The 19,326-nt window shown below is 64.9% G+C and carries 17 protein-coding genes and 1 tRNA gene; 7 read left to right on the top strand and 11 right to left on the bottom strand.

Annotated features, from left to right (window positions below; translation table 11 throughout):
- The first annotated feature begins 28 nt into the window (after positions 1-28).
- Positions 29-550: a GNAT family N-acetyltransferase gene (locus BPET_RS03210; protein WP_012247660.1), complete on the top strand. Its 522-nt coding sequence runs from the start codon at positions 29-31 to the stop codon at positions 548-550.
- A gap of 22 nt (positions 551-572) precedes the next feature.
- On the opposite strand, the gene BPET_RS03205 is transcribed toward BPET_RS03210, so the two are convergent.
- Positions 573-2,246 (bottom strand): methyl-accepting chemotaxis protein, encoded by a 1,674-nt coding sequence (locus BPET_RS03205; RefSeq protein WP_012247659.1) that lies wholly within the window; start codon positions 2,244-2,246, stop codon positions 573-575.
- Positions 2,247-2,546: 300 nt separating this feature from the next.
- On the opposite strand from BPET_RS03205, the gene BPET_RS03200 reads away from it, so the two are divergent.
- Positions 2,547-3,065: a phage major capsid protein gene (locus tag BPET_RS03200; RefSeq protein ID WP_158310067.1), complete on the top strand. Its 519-nt coding sequence runs from the start codon at positions 2,547-2,549 to the stop codon at positions 3,063-3,065.
- 919 nt (positions 3,066-3,984) lie between these two features.
- Entirely contained in the window at positions 3,985-4,791 is an 807-nt protein-coding gene (locus BPET_RS03195) for a hypothetical protein (RefSeq protein ID WP_012247656.1), read from the top strand.
- Between the two features lie 30 nt (positions 4,792-4,821).
- Here BPET_RS03195 and BPET_RS03190 read toward each other — a convergent pair whose 3' ends face one another.
- The 7 genes from BPET_RS03190 to BPET_RS03160 all read right to left on the bottom strand — a co-directional run bounded on the left by BPET_RS03190 (position 4,822) and on the right by BPET_RS03160 (position 12,190).
- Positions 4,822-5,412, bottom strand: a complete 591-nt coding sequence (locus BPET_RS03190) for a DUF3251 domain-containing protein (RefSeq protein ID WP_012247655.1) — start codon at positions 5,410-5,412, stop codon at positions 4,822-4,824.
- A 241-nt stretch (positions 5,413-5,653) separates the two neighbouring features.
- A tRNA-Val gene (locus BPET_RS03185) sits at positions 5,654-5,728 on the bottom strand.
- Between the two features lie 69 nt (positions 5,729-5,797).
- Positions 5,798-6,523, bottom strand: a complete 726-nt coding sequence (gene dnaQ, locus BPET_RS03180) for a DNA polymerase III subunit epsilon (protein WP_012247654.1) — start codon at positions 6,521-6,523, stop codon at positions 5,798-5,800.
- A 6-nt stretch (positions 6,524-6,529) separates the two neighbouring features.
- A complete protein-coding gene (locus BPET_RS03175) occupies positions 6,530-9,610 on the bottom strand; it encodes an efflux RND transporter permease subunit (RefSeq protein WP_012247653.1) in 3,081 nt (1,026 codons plus the stop codon).
- On the bottom strand, positions 9,607-10,716 hold the full coding sequence (locus tag BPET_RS03170) for an efflux RND transporter periplasmic adaptor subunit (protein ID WP_041862671.1): 1,110 nt from the start codon (positions 10,714-10,716) through the stop codon (positions 9,607-9,609). Before BPET_RS03170 ends, BPET_RS03175 begins: the two co-directional genes overlap by 4 nt.
- Before the next feature lie 185 nt (positions 10,717-10,901).
- Positions 10,902-11,381, bottom strand: coding sequence for a ribonuclease HI (gene rnhA, locus BPET_RS03165; RefSeq protein ID WP_012247651.1), 480 nt, complete (start codon positions 11,379-11,381; stop codon positions 10,902-10,904).
- A 35-nt stretch (positions 11,382-11,416) separates the two neighbouring features.
- Positions 11,417-12,190: a class I SAM-dependent methyltransferase gene (locus tag BPET_RS03160; RefSeq protein ID WP_041862670.1), complete on the bottom strand. Its 774-nt coding sequence runs from the start codon at positions 12,188-12,190 to the stop codon at positions 11,417-11,419.
- A gap of 18 nt (positions 12,191-12,208) precedes the next feature.
- On the opposite strand from BPET_RS03160, the gene gloB reads away from it, so the two are divergent.
- From gloB to fabI, 3 genes are all read left to right on the top strand, one after another.
- Positions 12,209-13,018: a hydroxyacylglutathione hydrolase gene (gene gloB, locus BPET_RS03155; protein WP_050978310.1), complete on the top strand. Its 810-nt coding sequence runs from the start codon at positions 12,209-12,211 to the stop codon at positions 13,016-13,018.
- A 10-nt stretch (positions 13,019-13,028) separates the two neighbouring features.
- Positions 13,029-14,414 carry a transglycosylase SLT domain-containing protein gene (locus tag BPET_RS03150; protein WP_012247649.1) on the top strand — a complete coding sequence of 462 codons (1,386 nt, stop codon included), beginning with the start codon at positions 13,029-13,031 and terminating at the stop codon, positions 14,412-14,414.
- A 90-nt stretch (positions 14,415-14,504) separates the two neighbouring features.
- Positions 14,505-15,290, top strand: coding sequence for an enoyl-ACP reductase FabI (fabI, locus tag BPET_RS03145; protein ID WP_012247648.1), 786 nt, complete (start codon positions 14,505-14,507; stop codon positions 15,288-15,290).
- A 34-nt stretch (positions 15,291-15,324) separates the two neighbouring features.
- On the opposite strand, the gene BPET_RS03140 is transcribed toward fabI, so the two are convergent.
- The 3 genes from BPET_RS03140 to BPET_RS03130 all read right to left on the bottom strand — a co-directional run bounded on the left by BPET_RS03140 (position 15,325) and on the right by BPET_RS03130 (position 17,820).
- A complete protein-coding gene (locus BPET_RS03140; protein WP_012247647.1) occupies positions 15,325-15,723 on the bottom strand; it encodes an OsmC family protein in 399 nt (132 codons plus the stop codon).
- 110 nt (positions 15,724-15,833) lie between these two features.
- On the bottom strand, positions 15,834-16,703 hold the full coding sequence (gene nadC / locus BPET_RS03135; RefSeq protein ID WP_012247646.1) for a carboxylating nicotinate-nucleotide diphosphorylase: 870 nt from the start codon (positions 16,701-16,703) through the stop codon (positions 15,834-15,836).
- A gap of 121 nt (positions 16,704-16,824) precedes the next feature.
- On the bottom strand, positions 16,825-17,820 hold the full coding sequence (locus tag BPET_RS03130) for an NUDIX hydrolase (protein ID WP_050978309.1): 996 nt from the start codon (positions 17,818-17,820) through the stop codon (positions 16,825-16,827).
- 168 nt (positions 17,821-17,988) lie between these two features.
- On the opposite strand from BPET_RS03130, the gene BPET_RS03125 reads away from it, so the two are divergent.
- Entirely contained in the window at positions 17,989-19,245 is a 1,257-nt protein-coding gene (locus tag BPET_RS03125) for a mechanosensitive ion channel (protein ID WP_012247644.1), read from the top strand.
- The last annotated feature ends 81 nt before the right edge of the window (positions 19,246-19,326 follow it).

Here is a 19,326-nt window from a genome sequence, read left to right as displayed (position 1 = left end):
CAATCCCCTGGTCACTTACGGAGTTTCCATGACCGACCGCCCGCACGTGCGGCCGATGCAGGCCGACGACATCGAGCCCGTGCTGCGCATCCAGGCCAGCGTGTATCCGGCCACGCTGCTCGAAGACGCCGCGCTGTTCCAGAACCGGCTAGAGATTTCGCCCGGCACCTGCCAGGTAGCGGAAGGCCCGGCCGGCCTGCTGGGCTACCTGGTGGCCTACCCCTGGCTGGCCGATCACCCGCCGGCCTTGAATACTCCGCTGGATGCCGTGCCGCGCGATGCCGACAGCTGGTTCGTGCACGACTGCGCAGTGCTGCCGGCCGCGCAAGGCCTGGGCGTGGCGCAGGCCCTGCTGCAAGGCGGGCTGGAGCATGCCCGGCGCCGCGGCTTGTGCCACACCAGCCTGGTGGCGCTGCGGCCGGCGGTGAGCTACTGGGAGCGCCTGGGCTACCGGGCGGCGGCCGCCCATGCCGGCTTGCGAACCAAGCTGGCGCAATACGGAGCGGGCGCCCGCTACATGGTGCGGTCCCTGGAAAAGCCGCGCGGCTGAGCCCCGGACGGGGCCCGGCCGCTCAGGCGGCAATCAACGCCAGGCCGGGCTGTTGCCCGCCCGACGGCTTGCCCAGCATGGCACGGCCTTCTTTGCGCAGCGCCACGGCGTCGACTTCAGCCAGCGAGGAGTCCTGATCGGTCAGCCGGAAGACGCGAATCGTGTCATGCACCACGCTGACCTGCTCGTCCAGCGAACTGGCGGCGGCGGCCAGCTCTTCTACCATGGCGGCATTCTGCTGGGTGATCTGGTCGAGCTGGGTAACGGCCGTATTCACCTGGCCGATGCCGGACGACTGCTGCTGGCTGGTATCGTTGATATGCTCCAGCGAATCCGTGACACGCTGGATGGCGTCCACCACCTCGTCCATGCGGGTGCGGGCCTCGCCGGCGCGCTGCTCGCCCAGGCGCACCCGCTGCCCCGACTCTTCGATGAGCGCGCGGATTTCCTTGGCGGCCTGGGTAGTGCGTTGGGCCAGCGCGCGCACTTCGCTGGCGACCACGGCAAAGCCCTTGCCCTGCTCGCCCGCGCGCGCGGACTCGACAGCGGCATTGAGCGCCAGGATGTTGGTCTGGAAGGCCACGCCTTCGATCACCTGAATGATGTCGCCGATGCGCTGCGACGCCTGAGAAATCTCGTGCATGGTCGTCACTACGTTCTGCACGGCCTCGTGGCTGCGCTGCGCGGCTCCCACCGTTTCGCGTGCCATACCGGCGCCCGATTCGGCCATGCCGGTGGTCTGGTGCACCGTGTGGCTAATCTGTTCGATGGCGGCGGCGGTTTGTTCCAGGCTGCCGGCCTGCGACTCGGTGCGCGCCGACATGTCCCGGTTGCCGCTGGCGATTTCGCCCGCGCCGCTACGCAGCTTGACGACTTCCTCGCGCACATCGCGCACCACCGTGCGCATGGACACGGCCAGCTGGGCCAGGCCCAATTGCAGTTGGCCGATTTCGCCCTTGCCGTCAACCCGGACATACTGCGTCAGATCGCCGGCCGCCAGCAAGTTGGCAGTGGAAATAACTTCGCGCAGCGGCGCGACGCCAATGCGGACGAGCCGCCGGGCCACCAGCGCGGCGGCCGCGAGGCTGGCCAGGGCCGGCACCCACTCGGGCGCGCCGTAGGGCTTGCCGATGACATAGGCCAGCGGCGCAACCGCCGCCATGAACAAGGTCGACAGGATGATCTGGCCGCGCAACCCGAAAGAAAACAGGCGGCCGACCCGGCCTAGCAGGCTGTTGTTCAGCACCGCGCCGCGATGCAGCACATGCACGCGCTGGCCGCGCTCGGCGTCGCGGCGCATGGCGGCGTAGAGGGCCTCGGCCTCCTGGATCTCGTCCTGCGGCGCATGAGTGCGCACAGACAGATAGCCGACAATGCGCGCGCCGTTGCGCATGGGTGTGGCGTTGGCCCGCACCCAGTAATAATCGCCGTTCTTGCGGCGGTTCTTGATCAGCGCCGTCCAAGGCATGCCGGCCTGGATGGTTTCCCACATATCCCGGAATGCTTCGTCCGGCATGTCGGGATGCCGCACCAGGTTGTGCGGCTGGCCAATCAGCTCGGCGCGCGTGAAGCCGCTGACCTCGATGAAGTTGGGGTTGCAGTAAGTGATGCGGCCTTTCAGATCAGTTATCGAGATAAGCGTCTGGTCCGCGGGAAAGTCATAGCAATTCTGGGTGATCGGAAGGTTGATGCGCATTCGGATACTCCACAAAGTACAGCGCGGCCTTCCAGAGCTTCGGAAGGCCGTCAGATTGCCATGGATTGTCACTGATCTTATACAGAATACATATTTTGTCTAATTTATTTTCTTTTTTGTTTCAATTTATCAGGAATGAAGCTCAACTTTGCCGTGCGCGGACAACACGGGCTGCCTTGCTGGATGGCAATCGAGGGCGCGCGCGACGCACCTGGATGAAACCGGGAGTGTTTGCCTGGTAAGGCGGTGCCGGGAAAACTGCGCCGGGTACTGGACGACGCCCCAGCCCTCACCCAACAAGTGAGCCCCCTGCTGCGCTACGGCGTCCTGGCCAAGGCTTCGGCAGAGATCATCGCGGGCGCTACCGTGGGCAAGATCCAAGGGCTGGCCACCCAGGCCACGCAGCACCAGGTCCCGGGAACCATGGCCCTGGCCGATGCCATTGGCAATGCTGCCACTGCGCTGGACGTGGAGGGCTGGAATGCTGACACCGTGATCATCCATCCCAATGACCTGTTCGCCATCCGCAGCGAGCGCACGACCGACGAGGGTTATGTGGCCAGCGGCTGGGTGGGCGGAAACAAGCAAACCATCTGGGGCTTGCGTGCCATGTCTGATCCGAGCGTGACCGAGGGCGAGCCTCTGGTGCTGGATAGCTCGCAGGTGGCGATCCTGGACCGCATGGACGCCCGGGTAGAGTTCGGCCGCTCTGGTGACGACATGATCAACAACCTGGTTACGGCGCTGGCTGAAGGCCGCCTTGGCCTGGCTGTGTTCTCCCCCTCGGCCGTGAAGATCATCAGCTTCGGGAGCGAGTGATGATAGCCCTCCCGCCGGGCTCGGTGTACCCGATAAGGGCGGCCTCGGATTACTGGGCGAGTGCCGAGATCCAGCAAAACCCCCAGAGGCGGCGCGGGGACCAAGACGTGTGTCGACCTGGCACACGATCGGCCTTGCCCCGGCGGCCGTCACCCTTCTCGGACAGACGGGAGGGGCGGGTTGAAAGTCGACAAGCGGGGGTCCGGAAACCGCGTGGGGGGCTTTCTTTTCATAAACGTCCAGAAAAAAAGGTAAATCGAATGGCGAAACGAGGCAGGAAATCGCCGCTGAGCAGTCAGTAGCCGCCCTACTGGCGCAGGCATCAACGGATGACCTGCTAGGAGCCCCCCTATCGCTTTCCGACCAGGAGCTGGGGTATGGAGGGCCGTGGTGGGGAACCACCCCGAGGGGGCTTTTACGCCCATTCATGCGCCCCTGCTGGCCCACCGAAACCGGCCCCAGGACCGCAAACCTTGGGAAGGGGCGTAGAAGACGCTCCACCTCCGACACCAAAGAAAACCGCCCGGGAGGGCGGTGGGGGACGGAACCTTGCGGCAAAAACGCAATCTATGCGTACGTCGATACTCAAATTTGAGCATTTCGGCCTATACTTCGATTGTGCGTTGTTGTCCTTGAGGACAATAAGCCGCCCCGGGGAGAACCTGGGTTCGCAGTAGCCGATGAGGCAAAACCATCCCCTCTGAGGTAATGATGAAAGTATCTAAAAGCCCCCTGATTAAAGAAGTTTTGTCTAGCCGTGAAGCTACCAGCAAGCTGCGCGAGGCTATGCGTAAGACGCAGGCGAATGAGGCCGGGAAAAGTTCTTTCACGTTCAAGAGTGCCTCTGGGGCTGAACGCACGGTGGTCATTTCTTCTGTGCCCAAAGCGGCATAGCCTTCCGGTTTCACTGAAACCCTAGATGAACCTTGCTGTCCCGGCGATTGTTGTATTTTTCGTTCTCTTGCCGGGCTTCATCTTTCGATCTAGGCTCAAGCTTGTTGAGAAAGAGTCTCAGGATTTCTCTCCCTTTGGTCAAGTGGTCGCGGGAGGGGTAGTTTGCGCTGCCCTTTTGCACGGTGTGGTCTTGGCTGGCGCTTATTTTCTTGACCGTACTGCACGCCTAGATCTCTTTGTTCATGTCCTGGTTTCACCCTCGACGCTCGCTGCTGAAGACTTTCGGGCGATTGCGGGGAGCGCTTGGCAAATCGCTCAGTACTTCGGCGCGTTGTATGTTCTTGCTATCCTGGTCCCGACGGCTATCCGAGCGTGCATAGTCTATTTCGAGCTAGACCGGTTCGATTCTTGTCTGTCGAAGCTATTTCGATTCCACCGCGCGCCATGGTACTACCTACTTTCCAAGGCGGACTTCAAGGCCTCTGAGCGCCCCATGCTCCTCATTAGCGTGTCCGCTATAGTCGAGGTAGCGGGGCAGGCATATCTCTATCACGGTTTTCTGGACGAGTACTTTACCGACAAGGATGGCCAACTAGATAGGATCGTTTTAACCGCCACGGAGCGAAGAAGGATCGAGCAAGATAGGGCAATAGAGAAGCCTATCCAGAGTGCCGGAGAAAACGAGCCGGATGTCGGCCCACAGGACGTGGCTGTGCGATTCTATCCAATCACGGGTGATTACTTTGTACTCCGCTATTCGGAGATCATCACTCTGAATATTCATTACTATCGGGCCGAGGTCCCCACTCAGAAGGAGACCCAACAAAGTTAAAGCCGCCCTCGGGCGGCTTCTTCGTTGGGGCTAGCCTTTGGACGCGGGTACCTGCAATCGAACCTGGTTCGGATCGATTGAAACGCGCACGTTCGCGATGTCGTCTGCCTTGGCTGGCGAGATGACCAACTCCGCCCGGTTCCAAGAGCCTGGCAAGAACCGCTGGGGCAGATCGATATCCTTGGTTTGATCGGGCCCATTGGCGTTGCTGGCTGTCTTCCAGGAAAGCTTGAACTTCAAGCCCGCATACGTCATGGCCTGAGGGTTTCCAACGTCGAGCTTCAGCTTCACCCCGTTGGCGAACGGAGTGACATCCTGCACCGACACCAGGAAGATCCCCAGGCCGGTACGAACAGTTGAAAAGCTCTGGTCGGTGAGATTAAGTGGAGCTGTGTAGGATGCTGATTCGAGATTCAGCCTCAACGAATTGAATGAGGTGTCCAACTTCACGGAAGCTAACTCGGCTTTGAGCGCCTCGCTTGACCGCTTCAATTCTTGGATCGCACTGTCTTGCTGCGTAATGTGCTGCTTCAATTGAGCGACTTCCTCTGCAGTCTTGGTATCCAGCCTGCAGCCGCTCAGGAAGAGAATGGCGAGCACAAAAAGATAAGAAATTCTCATTTAGTCACTTTTCCAGCCAAACGCTACCCGGCTCTTTTGTTGGAATTCATCGTAACGCAAAGTACGCGACCGGTATATATACGCTCACTTCTGCAATAGTCGAGGCGAACTTTGCATGGGCCATTGACGGGCCCGGATATAGGCCACTACGAGCGGCGTGAGCGGTTTTGAGTACTTTTTGAATACGTAAAGAAAAAGGGCCTAGCCAATTTGGCTAAGCCCCTGATTTCTCTGGATATTCTGGTGGGTGGTACAAGGTTCGAACTTGTGACCCCTGCCGTGTGAAGGCAGTGCTCTACCACTGAGCTAACCACCCAAAGAGGCGAAATTCTAGCACACGTAAACAGCCCTGCGCAAACGCGTGCGGCGATGCCCGCCCGGCCGCTCAGGCATCGACCGCGACCGGCGCATCAAGCTTGCGCCATACGCATGCGCCACCCACGGATTTGTCGAGACTGGCCAAGTACTCTTCGTGTTCGGCCAACTCGTCGGCCGTGGCCGCCAGCACCGGCAGCACCGAGCTATCGAACGCGCCCAGCGCGATGCCGGCCCCGCCCCCCTGGCTGGCGTCGTCCACGTCGATCAGCAGCGCATCCTGGCCGCGCGTCATGGCCAGCCAGACTTCGGCCAGCAATTGCGAGTCGAGCAAAGCGCCGTGCAGCGTGCGGTGCGCGTTGGAAATGCCATGGCGGTCGCACAGCGCGTCCAGCGAGTTGCGCTTGCCCGGGTACAACGTGCGCGCATGCTGCAGCGAATCAGTCACCAGGGCGCAGTATTGGGAGAGGTCGCCGCGGCCGATCATGGACAGCTCGGCGTTGAAGAATTTCACATCGAAGGCGGCGTTGTGGGCGATGAGTTCCGCCCCCTGGATGAATTCCAGAAACTGTTGCGCCACATCGGCGAAGCGCGGCTTGTCGGCCAGGAATTCGGTGGTCAGCCCGTGCACTGCCAGGGCTTCCGGATCGCTGTCGCGATCGGGGTTCAGGTAGATGTGCAGGTGGTTGCCGGTCACGACGCGGTTGACGATTTCGACGCAACCGATCTCGACGATGCGATGCCCCTGCGAAGGGTCCAGGCCGGTGGTTTCGGTATCGAAGATGATTTGACGCATGGCAGGCTATTCAGTAGCGGGGGGCGCGGCATGGCCTGCGCTTTCGGCGGCGTGGCCCGGCTTGCGGCGCACGGTTGCGATCAGCGTGTAGGCCACAGGCACCACGAACAAAGTCAGTAGTGTACCCAGCATCAGCCCGCCCACCAGCACCCAGCCGATCTGCTGGCGCGATTCGGCGCCGGCCCCATGGGACACCGCCAGCGGCAGCGTGCCCAGCACCATGGCGCCGGTGGTCATCAGGATGGGGCGCAGGCGCAGCACGCTGGCTTCGACCACGGCATCGACCAGTTCGCGGCCCTGGTCGCGCAGCTGGTTGGCGAATTCCACGATCAGGATGCCGTGTTTGGTGATCAGCCCCACCAGCGTGATCAGGCCGATCTGGCTGTAGATCGACAAGGTGCCGCCGCTGGCCCACAAGGCCAGCAACGCGCCGGTCATGGACAGCGGCACCGACAACATGATGATGAACGGATTGCGCCAGCTTTCGAACTGGGCGGCCATCACCAGGTAAATGAAGGCCAGGGCCATGGCGAACACCAGGTAGATGCTGCCCGACGAATCACGGAACTCGCGGGCCTGTCCGTCCAGGTCGGTGACGACCGTATGCGGCAGCACCTGGCGCGCCACCTCGTGCATGTGCTCGAGCACTTCGCCCAGCGCATAGCCGGGCGCCACCGCCGCTTCGACCTTGACGGCGCGCAGGCGGTTGAAGTGGTTGAGCGACTGCGGCGACACGCTTTCGTGCACGGACAGCAGGTTGTCAAGCTGCACCATGCTGCCGTCGCGGGTGCGCACATAAATGCCCGAGATGTCGGCCGGGTTGGCGCGATCGCGCGGCAGCACCTGCACGATCACATCGTACTGTTCGCCTTCGTCTTTGAACCGGGTAACCTGGCGACCGCCCAGCATCGATTCCAGGGTGCGGCCCACCACGTCCACGCCCGCCCCCACGTCGGCCATCTTGTCGCGATCGACCTGCACGCGCAGCTCGGGGGTGTTCAGGCGCAGGTCGGTATCCAGGTTCTGCAGGCCCGGATAGGAACGCAGCGCGTCAACGAACACATTGACCATTCTGGCCAGCTCGGGATACGAGGCCTGGCTCATGATGACGAACTCCACCGGCTTGGAGCGCGCCGACTGCCCCAGCGAGGGCGGATTGGTGGGAAACGCCTTCACGCCCGGCAGCCCGGCGAACTTGGGCTGCAGCTCGCGGGCAATTTCCTGCTGCTTGCGCTCGCGCTGTTCCCAGGGCTTCAGGCGCAGGATCGCCGTGGCGTCGCTGACCGTGGGGTAGCCCACCGACACCTGGTTGGCCTCGGCCTCGGGAATCTGGCTGTAGAAGTGCTCGATCTCGAGCATGCTTTCCAGCGTGTAGTTCAGGGTGGCGCCTTCCGGCGCGCTGACCGTGCCGAAGATCACGCCGCGGTCTTCAATGGGCGCCAGCTCGCTCTTGACCACCGAGAACAGCACCCCGCTGGCGCCCGCCACCAGCAGGCCCACCACGACCACCACGCCGCGATGGCGCAGCGCCAGGCCCAGCGCGCGCCTGTAGCCGCGCGCCAGGGCCTCCAGCCAGCCTTCCACCAGGTTGTACCAGCGATTGTGGCGCGGCTCGTGGCGCAGCAGCACCGAGCACATCATGGGCGTGAGGGTCAGCGCCACGAAACCGGACACCAGCACCGCGCCCGCCAGCGTCAGCGCGAATTCGATGAACAGGCGCCCGGTGCGGCCGGTGGCGAACGCCAGCGGCGCATACACAGTAACGAGCGTCAGTGTCATGGCCACGACCGCGAAGCCGATTTCCTTGGCCCCCTGGAACGCCGCCTGGCGGCGCGGCATGCCTTCTTCGATGTGGCGGAAGATGTTTTCCAGCACCACGATGGCATCGTCGACCACCAGGCCGATGGCCAGCACCATGGCCAGCAGGGTCAGGGTGTTGACCGAGAACCCGAACAGGTACATCAGCCCGCACGCGCCGATCAGCGATACCGGAATGGTGACGATGGGAATGATGCTGGCGCGCAGGTTGCGCAGGAAAAAGAAGATCACCAGCACCACCAGCACGATGGCCTCGCCAATGGTGCGAAAGACCGACTGGATCGAGCGCTCGATGAACACCGACGAATCGTAGGCGATGTTCAGCTTCATGCCGGCCGGCAGGGTTTCGTTAAGCTGCGCGACTTCGGCCCGCACGGCCTTGGACAAGTCCAGCGGGTTGGCGGTGGACTGCCGGGTCAGGCCGATATTGATAGCCGGCCGGCCATTGAACCGCGACAGGATGCGGTCGTCGGCCGCGCCGATCTCGACCTTGGCCACGTCGCCCAGCCGCACCGGATAGCCCTTGACGTTGGCCACCACGATGGCCGCGAACTGCGCCGGCGTTTGCAGGTCGGTGGACGACACCACCGAGAACTCGCGGTCGCGCGATTCGATGCGGCCGGCCGGAATTTCGACGTTCTGGCTGGCCAGCGCGGTTTCGACGTCCTGCACTGTCAGGTTGTAGGCGGCCAGCTTGTCGCGGTCGACATAGATGCGCATGGACGGCAGCCGTTCGCCGTACACGCGCACCTCGGCCGCGCCCGGTAGCACCGACAGGCGGGTCTTGATGTAGCGGTTGATGTAATCGGACGTCTGGATGGCCGACAGCGAACCCGACTCCACCGCAATGTAGATGATCGGGTAGGCATCGGCCTCGACCTTGCCGATGATGGGCTCGTCGATTTCGTCGGGTAGGTAGCGGCGCGCCCGCGAGACCTTGTCGCGCACCTCGGCGGCGGCGGCGTCCGGGTCGCGCGACAGGTCGAACTTGATGTTGATCTGGCTGCGCTCGGTGCGGCTGCGCGAGGTCATGACGTTCACGCCCTCGATGCCGGCCAGCTGGTCTTCGAGCGGTTTGGTGACCTGCGACTCGATCACCTCGGGCGATGCGCCCTTGTAAATCGTGTTGACCGAAACGATGGGCTCGTCGATGTTGGGGTATTCGCGCACGGTAAGGCGCGAATACGAAATCAGGCCCACCAGCACGATGATCAGCGACAGCACCGATGCGAACACCGGCCGCTTGATGCAGATCTCGGACAGGATCATGACCGTTCCGCCCCGGACGCGCCGGCAGCGGGCGCCGGCACGATCTCGACCGGCGCGCCGTCGGTCAGGCGCTGGAAGCCGGCCACCACGACCTGATCGCCGGCGGCCACGCCGGTCAGGATCTCGACCTTGCCGTCGCGGCGCTCGCCCAGGGTGACTTCGGCGCGGTGGGCCCGCCCGTCACGCACATTGAACACGTACTGCGACTGGCCCGACGGCGCCAGCGCCGCCTCGGGCACCGCCAGCACTTGGTCGGCGCCGAACAGCAGCTGCACGCGTGCGAACATGCCGGGCCGCAGCCGCGAGTCGGCGTTGGGCACGGTGGCGCGCAGCAAGATGGAACGCCCGCCCGCGTCCACCAGCGGACTGACCGCGTAGACCTGCCCCTGGCGCACTTCGCCCGGCAGAGCATCGAGCCGCACCGTCAGCGCCTGGCCCACCTTGACCTTGCCGAAATACATCTCGGGCACACGGAAATCCACCTTGAGCGGGTCTATGGCCTCGAGCGGGGCAAGATCCTGGCCCTGGTCGACGTAGTCGCCCACCGACATGCTGCGCAGGCCGACAATGCCGGCAAAGGGGGCGCGGATGGTCATCTTGTCGAGCCGCGCCTGGGCCAGCGCGGCGGCCGCCTGCTGCACCTTGAGATTGCTGGCCGCCTCGTCGCGCGCCTGCTGGCTGACGAAGCCGCGGCCCTGCAGGTCGACGGCGCGCCGGTAGTGACTTTGGGCCAGGGCCAGGTTGGCGCGCGCCTGGTCGAGCTCGGCGCGCGGCACAGAGTCGTCGAGCCGGATCAGCACCTGCCCTTTCGTGACCGGCTGCCCTTCCTGGAAATCGATATGCTGGATGCGGCCGGCCACTTCGGGGCGCAGCACTACCGACTCATCGGAGCGCAGGCTGCCCACCGCCGAGATGCCGCGGGTGAAGGTCAGTTGCTGCACCTTGGCGGTTTCCACGCGAATGGCAGAGACGGGCGCAGCCGTGGCGCTTGCCCGCGCAGGCGTATCGGCCGGAGGCGCCGTCAGCCAGCGCGGCGCCCAGAACCCCAGGGCCGCGCCCGCGGCGACCCCGGCCGCGGCAGCGGCCAGCAGAACAGCTTTTTTCATGCGAATTGGTGGCGGTGCATAGGGACGCCCGGCCATGACATCGCCCCCGGGCGCACTGTGAACACAAATGGCGGCATGGCACTGTAGCACCAGCTTTTACATACTGGCACAAATACGCGCGCGCCGGTGTGCCGGACAGAACACTTATCGGGTATTCCCCAATACAGAGCGACACCTGTATGGCGCTACGCCCCCGCCCGACGCTTGCGCAGACTCTCCACGCCCAGGTTGGCCAGGGCGTCGGCGCGCTCGTTGCCAGGGTCGCCGGCGTGACCGCGCACCCACCGCCACGATACCTTATGGCGGGCCACCTGCTCGTCCAGGGCTTGCCACAGCTCGGCGTTCTTCACCGGCTTCTTGTCGGCGGTCAGCCAGCCGCGCCGCTTCCAGTTGGCCAGCCATTCGGTCATGCCTTTCATGACGTACTGCGAATCGGTGTGGATCACCACCTGGCAGGGCCGCTTCAGCGTGCGCAGGCCTTCAATGACGGCCAGCAGTTCCATGCGATTGTTGGTGGTGCCCGCCTCGCCGCCGTGCAGGGTTTTTTCATGGGCGCCGGCGCGCATCAGCACGCCCCAGCCCCCCGGCCCGGGATTGCCCTTGCAGGCGCCATCGGTCCACATTTCGACCTGCGGGCCGTCTTCATTGCTATCTGTCTGCATCATCTTGGTATGTAGGCGGGCCCACGCGGGCGGGCCCCTCAGGTTTCGCCGGGCCCCGCCTGGCGGTTGACCACCACCGAGCCCGCGCGGGCGCGCTTGCGCCGCGACTTTTTCCAGGCAGGGCCGATCAGGCGCATGCGGGCCACCCGCTTGACGGCCGACACGACATACACCGCGCCGCCCACCGCCCACCAGCGCCGGCCGTAGGTTTCCATGAAGTGCCAGCGCCGCAGCCATTTTTCGGTGCGGCAGGCCGGCGTGTAGCAGCCGAAACGGCCGGGCGCGACATCGAACGACATCAGCTTCAGCCAGTCTTTCAGGCGCGGCAAGGATACCTGAGCCGAGGGCGCATGCGGCAGCCACGGCTCCATGCCCGGCATGCGCGTGCGGGCTCCCCAGAGGCTCCAGGGATTGAAGCCGGAGATGACCAGCCGGCCTTCGGGCACCAGCACGCGCTCGGCTTCGCGCAGCACTTCATGCGGCGCGTCGGTGCATTCGAAGGCATGCGGCAACACCAGCAGGTCGACGCTCTGCGACTCGAATGGCAGGGCGTCGGGACGGGCCACCACGCAGCCCTGCCATTGCGCCGCCTGCTCGGGGGTGGGCATCTGCGAGCCCACCCAGCCCTTGAACGGCATGCGGTTGGCCCGCAGCAAATTGATTTCGGACAATCCCGCCTGCCAGGCGTAATATCCGAAAACATCCGCCACCATGGCGTCGAACTGCGCGCGCTCCCAGGCCAGGACGTATTCGCCTGGCGGCGTCTGGAACCATTCGGCCAGTTCTACAATCGGCGGAGTTTCTTCGCTCAAGTCGACGTTCCTGAAATGATGCAAGCCATGCCTGCCCCGGGCGGCGACGGCACTGTAGCGCCGCTGCCAGCCTTTTCCGACAACTATATATGGGCCATTGTGCGCGATGGCCAGGTTGCCGTGGTGGACCCGGGCGAGGCCGGCCCGGTGCTCGAGCTGCTGGCGCGGCGCGGGCTGCAGTTGCGCGCCATTCTACTCACCCATCATCACGGCGACCATGTCGGCGGCGTGCTCGAACTACTGCGGCACGCGCCGGCCACAGTGTACGGCCCGGCGCAGGAACGTCTGCCACACTGCGACGTGCGCCTGTCCGAAGGCGACCGCGTCACTCTGCCCGAGCTCGACCTGGACCTTTCGGTGCTCGACGTGCCCGGCCACACCGCCGGCCATATCGCCTATTACGGCCGGGCCGCCGGCCGGCAGCCGCTGCTGTTCTGTGGCGACACGCTGTTTGCGGGGGGCTGCGGACGGCTGTTCGAGGGCACGCCTGCGCAGATGCATGCCTCGCTGGAAAAATTCGCCGCTTTACCGGCCGATACACAGGTTTGCTGCGCACACGAGTACACTCTAGCCAACTTGCGCTGGGCCATGGCGGTGGAACCCGCCAACCGCACCCTGCAACAGTGGTATCAGCGGGCCCAGCAGTTGCGCGAGCAAGGTCGTCCCACCCTGCCGTCCACCTTGCGGCTGGAACAGGACACCAACCCCTTCTTGCGTACACAGCAGGCCAACGTTGCCCAGGCTGCCGCAGTCCAATCCGGACGTGTCCTCGACACGCCCGTGGCCGTGTTTGCAGCCCTGCGCGAATGGAAGAACGATTTCAAGTGACAACCGACCGATGATCCTGTCCCGACTCCTGCTACCCCTAGTTCTCGCCATGCTCGCCGGCTGCGCCGGCACCGCGCGCCAACCGGTACAGGCCATCGACTCCGCCAAACAGCAGTACACCGCCAAAGATACTTCCCGCACTGTCGACCTCACCAATCCGCCCGTCGATGCCTGGGACCGCATCCGGCGCGGTTTCGCGATCCCCAACCTGAACACCCCGCTGGCCCAGGAATGGACCGACTACTACGCGGCGCACCCGGAGTCGGTGCAGCGCATGGCCGCGCGCGCCGGCAAGTACCTGTACTTTATTGTCGACGAGATCAACCGCCGCGGCCTGCCCACTGAACTCGCCCTGCTGCCCTTCGTGGAAAGCGCCTACAACCCCACCGCGCTGTCGCGCTCGCAGGCCTCGGGGCTGTGGCAGTTCATACCCACCACGGGCCAGTATTTCAACCTGAAGCAAGACTGGTGGCGCGACGAGCGCCGCGACCCCATCGCCTCGACCTACGCCGCGCTCGACTACCTGGAAAAGCTGTTCGAAATGCAGGGCGACTGGTACCTGGCCCTGGCCTCGTACAACTGGGGTGAAGGCTCGGTGCAGCGCGCCATCGCCAAGAACGAAGCGGCCAACCTGCCATCGGACTACCTGTCGCTGGACTTGCCCGAAGAAACGCGCAATTACGTGCCCAAGCTGCAGGCCATCAAAAACATCATCGCCAACCCGCGCAAGTACGCGGTGGTGCTGCCGCCCGTGGAAAATTCGCCGTACTTTGCCATGGTGCGCAAGAACCGCGACATCGACCTTGAAGTCGCGGCCCGGCTGGCCGAGATGCCGCTCGAAGAATTCAAGGCGCTCAACCCGTCGTTCAACCGCCCGCTGATCCGCGGCGAACACCAGCCGACCCTGCTGCTGCCCACCGACCGGGTCGACATCTTCAACGCCAACCTGCAGGCCTACCAAGGCGACCTGAGCTCCTGGAAGGTGTACCAGCCGCGGCGCGGCGAATCGTATGCTTCGATCGCCAAGCGCTTCGGCATTTCCGAAGCCGAACTGCGCCGCGCCAACGACATCTCCAGTCGCCGCAGAACCGCCAGCGGCGGCAGCCTGCTGGTGCCCAGCGGCGGCCGGGCCGGCGTGCAGCTCGCCTCGCTGGAAACGCCGGCCGGCGCGCTCGACTCCCTCGACGCGGCGCCCTCGCGCGCCAAGCCCGCCACGCGCGGCAGCCGGCGTCCCAACGTGCGCACCCACAAAGTGCGGGCCGGCGACACCCTGTTCGGCCTGGCCAAGCGTTACGGCACGTCGGTCGATACTCTGCGCGCGCTCAATAACCTTAAGGGCAACAACCTTAAAATCGGCTCGCAGTTGCGCCTGCCCGGCACTGGCGCGCGCGGCTGAACGCCGCGGCCGCCGGCCAGGGCCGGCGCGGCCCCGGATACACTCCTCTAAAATAGCGGCCATTCGCACGGAATTCTAAGGACAAGACACATGGGTTTTCTCGCCGGCAAGCGCATCCTGGTCACCGGGGTGCTTTCCAACCGATCCATTGCCTATGGCATTGCGCAAGCCTGCCACCAGCAGGGCGCCGAACTGGCTTTCACCTATGTGGGCGATCGCTTCAAAGACCGCGTCGGCGAGTTCGCCGCCGAATTCGGCAGCGATATCGTGCTGCCCTGTGACGTTGCCGAAGACAGCCAGATAGACGCCGCGTTCGCCAGCCTGCGCGAGCGCTGGGACGGCCTCGACGGCCTGGTGCATTCCATTGGCTTCGCGCCGCGCGAAGCCATCGCCGGCAATTTCCTCGACGGCCTGTCGCGCGAGAACTTCCGCATTGCCCATGACATCTCGGCCTACAGCTTCCCGGCCATGGCCAAAGCCGCCCTGCCCCTGATGCAAGGCCGCAAGGCCTCGGTGCTGACCCTGACCTACCTGGGCGCCGAACGCGTGGTGCCCAACTACAACACCATGGGCCTGGCCAAGGCCTCGCTGGAAGCCAGCGTGCGCTACCTGGCCTCGGCGCTGGGTCCGCGCGGCATCCGCGCCAACGGCATCTCGGCCGGCCCCATCAAGACGCTGGCCGCCAGCGGCATCAAAGACTTCTCGGCGATCCTGAAATTCGTCGAAAGCCATGCCCCGCTGCGCCGCAACGTCACCATCGAAGAAGTCGGCAACGTGGCGGCATTCCTGCTGTCCGACCTGGCCGCCGGCATTACCGGCGAAATCACCCACGTCGACGCGGGCTTTTCCACCGTTACCGCCGGCATGGAAGACTGATCTTCCCGGCCGCTGGCGGGGCGGCTTCGCCCCGCTATGCCGGCCGCACCACCAGGGTCGACACCTGCACGTCGACCGCGGTCATCAGCTTGTGCACCGGGCACTTCTCGGCCACCGAAAAAAGCTCGTCGATCTGCGCGTCGCTTAGCGGCCCGTGCAGCGTCAGTTTGGCCGTCAGGCGGTAAATGCCCTTGCGCTCTTCGCCGGCGTCGCGCACCACGTCCACATCCACCGATTCCAGCGGAATTTCCTTGCGCTGCGCGTACAGCATGACCGTCATGGCCTTGCAGCCGCCCAGCGAAGTATCGAAATAATCGTGCGGGTCGGGGCCCTGCCCTTGCGGCCGCGGCATGTCCAGCGGCAACTCGTGGCCTTCGGCCGTGGCGGTGAACTGCAGGGTTCCAGGGGCGTTCTGGCGTACGCGAATGGTCATGGCGCTGTCTCCGGCAAAGCGGCCCGGCGGGCCGCCCGCCCTTTGTAGCACTTCCCTGGCGCGCCAGGTTGCTGACCGGCGCAGGCGCCATGGCCGACGTCCGGCCGGGGTCAGCTGTCCAGGCCAATATCCAGCACCCGGGCGCTGTGCGTCAGCCAGCCCACCGCGATCAGGTCGACCCCCGTGGCCGCCACCTCGGGAGCCGATTCCGGGGTAATACGGCCCGACGCCTCGGTCACGGCGCGGCCGCCCACGCGGCGTACCGCCTCGCGCAGCGTAGGCAGGTCCATGTTGTCGAGCAGTACCACGTCCACGCCGATCTCCAGCGCCTGGTCCAGTTGCTCCAGCGTATCGACTTCCAGCTCGATCTTCACCATGTGGCCGATGCCGGCCCGGGCGCGCTGCACGGCCTGGCGCACCCCGCCCGCCACGGCCACGTGGTTGTCCTTGATGAGCACGGCATCGTCGAGCCCGTGGCGATGGTTGCTGCCGCCCCCCACCCGCACCGCGTACTTCTGCACGGCCCGCAGCCCGGGCAACGTCTTGCGGGTGCAGGTGACCCGGGCGCCGTGCGGGCGAATGGCATCGGCGATGGACGCCGTGGCCGTGGCCACCCCGCTGAGGTGGCCCAGGAAATTCAGCGCGGTGCGCTCGGCGGTCAGCATGCCGCGCGCCGGGCCGCTGATCACGGCGATTTCCGAGCCCGGCCGCAGCCGCGCCCCATCGGCCAATACCGGCCGGAACTCGATGCCGGCGTCCATCAGCTGGAAAGCCAGGCGGGCCAGATCCAGCCCCGCCAGCACGCCCTCTTGCCGCGCCACCAGGCGGGTGCGCGCCTGGGCGTCGTTGGGCACGATGGCGTCGGTAGTCAGGTCGCCGGCGCGGCCCAGGTCTTCCAGCAGCGCGGCCCGCACCAGCGGTTCGAGCATCACGGCGGGCAGCGGCGCAACCGGCAGGGCAAGGTCAGGGGCGGATTTCATAATTATGCTCACAAAGAGTATTTATAGGGCAAAAAAAACGGCAAGACTGCCTTGCAGTTATGCTATTGCTGAGCATAAGTCGTGTCAAGAGGAGGCCTTCCGCCGGGAAAGCGGCGGCGGCCTATTTAGGCTGGCGCGCCAGGGGCAGCTTGCTGCCGGCAATGGCGCGTTCCAGCAGCACGTCGCGCCGGAAGCGGAACAGTTTCGCGGGCCGTCCGGCGGTGCCGGTTGCCATGTCGCCAGTTTCTTCGACCAGCGCCTGCTGCTCGATCAGGCGGCGGAAATTCTGCTTGTGCAGCCCGCGGCCGGCCAGGGCCTCGACGGCGGTCTGCAGTTGCAGCAGCGTAAAGGCCGGCGGCATCAGTTCGAACACCACGGGCCGGTACTTGATCTTGGCGCGCAGCCGGGCGATGCCCGTGGCCAGGATGCGGCGGTGGTCGTGGCGCATGGCCTGCCCCGGCACCATCGGGCCGTCCACAGCGGGGGCCTGGCGGGCAGCCTCGGGCACCAGGCCGGCTTCGAACAGCAATTCGTAGCGCTGCAGCACCATGTCTTCATTCCAGGCCGCGCCGTCCAGCCCGAAGGTCAGGGCCGCGCGCTGGCGGCGGTGCGCCTGGGCCGCGCGGCCATCCGCCGCGCGCACCCAGGCTTTCAGGCGCGGCGCAATCAGCTCGCCGATCAGCGCTGGCGGCCCGTCGCGGTGGTCTTCCCACGGGAAATAACGGTACCAGTCCTGCCAGCCCACCTGCGCCACGCCGGTAGCGCCGGCTTCACGCGTCAGGCCCAGGTAACTGACCGAAATCGCGCGCCAGCCACCGTCATCGGAGCGGTCGCGGTCGGCAAAGGTGTAAAGCTGCTCGATGTATCCCAGCGGGTGATGGGTCTGGGCTTCCACCCAGGCCCGCAGGCCGGCCTGCAGCGAACGGTGTTCCAGCTCGAATGGCCCGGCCGGCAAGGCGCTGGCGTCTTCGGTGGTCAGCACGCGAGGCTGGCCCTGGGTAACGGCCACGAGCACGGCGACGAGTTCGGCGGAAACAGAGCGTTCGGTGGGATCGGTCAAGGCGGGCGCGGCAACAGTGCAGAAGGCTGGATTATAAGAGCCGGCGCCAGCCGACATCAGCCCGGCGCAGGGCATGTTCCCGCCGGCGGTGGTCAGGCGGAATAAATAAAAAACAGTAAATCATGGATCAGAAACTTTCTCTCCGGGTTTCATTCGTGTTGAAATAAATTCGCGCGCACGGGCAACCGCCTGGTGCGCCACGACAAACCAGAAGGGAGAAGCCTCATGCTGCAAGACGGTAGCCGCATCGCGTATCTCAGTGACCAATTGACCATATGGGGTCCACGCATATTGGTCGCGATCCTTATCCTGATTGTCACTCACTTCGTCGCACGCCTGGTCCGCTGGGGGCTGATCAAGCTGGTAGACAAGATTCCCCTGCTGACAAAAGCGTCTTCCGAGTCGGATAGCGATCTTGCAGGTTCGATGGGCACGCTGGGCTATTGGGTCATCTGGCTGGTGGGCCTGCTGGTGGCCTTGCAGCCGCTCGGGCTGACCCAGGCCATGGCGCCCATCAACGCGCTGACGCAAGAGGTATTCACCTACCTGCCCCGCATTATCGGCGCCGGCATTATCTTTTTCGTGGGCGTGCTGATCGCCCGCATTGCCCGCACCATCGTGGAAACCGCGCTGGGGGCCGTGAAATGGGACCGGCTGTGCGCCCGCCTGGGCAAGACGGCGGCCGCCCCGGACACGGCCGCTACCGAAACCATCGAGCCCCCGCCGTCCGCCGGCGGGCGTTGCGGCGCCCTGGTGCGCACGGCGGGAATGCTGACGTTCACAATCATCGTCATCCCCGTGGCCATTTCAGCCCTGCAGACGCTCGGGATCTCGTCCATTGTCGAGCCGACGGTATTTGTGCTGCAAACCATCCTGGACGCCATTCCGCGCATCTTCGCGGCCGCGCTGGTGCTTGCTATCGCCTACTTCATTGCCCGGTGGGTGCGCAGCCTGCTTGAACAGCTGCTTGTCTCCACCGGCTTCGACCGGGCGCTGACCGGCTTCGGCGGGTTGTCCACGCAAACCACGCCATCGCGCGTAGCCGGCTGGATAGCGCTGGTTGCCATCATGCTGTTCGCCGCCATCGAGTCCGCCAGCCTGCTGAAGTTCGACATCGTGGCGGCAATGCTCAGCCAGGTCACCGAACTGGGCGGGCAAGTGGTGTTCGGCAGCGCGATCGTGCTGGTCGGCGTCGTCATGGCGCGGCTAGTGGCCCGCCTGGTCGGCGACGCAGTGGGAGAAAGCGGCCTGCCCTCCATCCTGAAATACGCCATCATCGCGCTGGCCGTGGCGATGGGCCTGCGCTTCATGGGCCTGGCCAACGAAATCGTGAACCTGGCCTTTGGCCTGATCCTGGGTTCGGCCGCCGTGGCATGCGCCCTGGCGTTCGGCCTGGGCGGGCGCGAGACGGCGCATCAGTTGCTGCAGCGCTGGATCAATGAGCGCAAAAACAAGAACCCGCCGACGAACCGGCCGGAATAACGGCACCGGGCCCGCGCAACAGCCCCTTGCAAACGACACATGCCGTCAACCCCGGCGGGCCGGCGCGGGCCTAACATGAAA

Origin of the sequence: Bordetella petrii (assembly GCF_000067205.1) — a bacterium.
Taxonomy (GTDB): domain Bacteria; phylum Pseudomonadota; class Gammaproteobacteria; order Burkholderiales; family Burkholderiaceae_B; genus Bordetella_A; species Bordetella_A petrii.
This window is presented reverse-complemented; position numbering and strand designations above follow the sequence as displayed.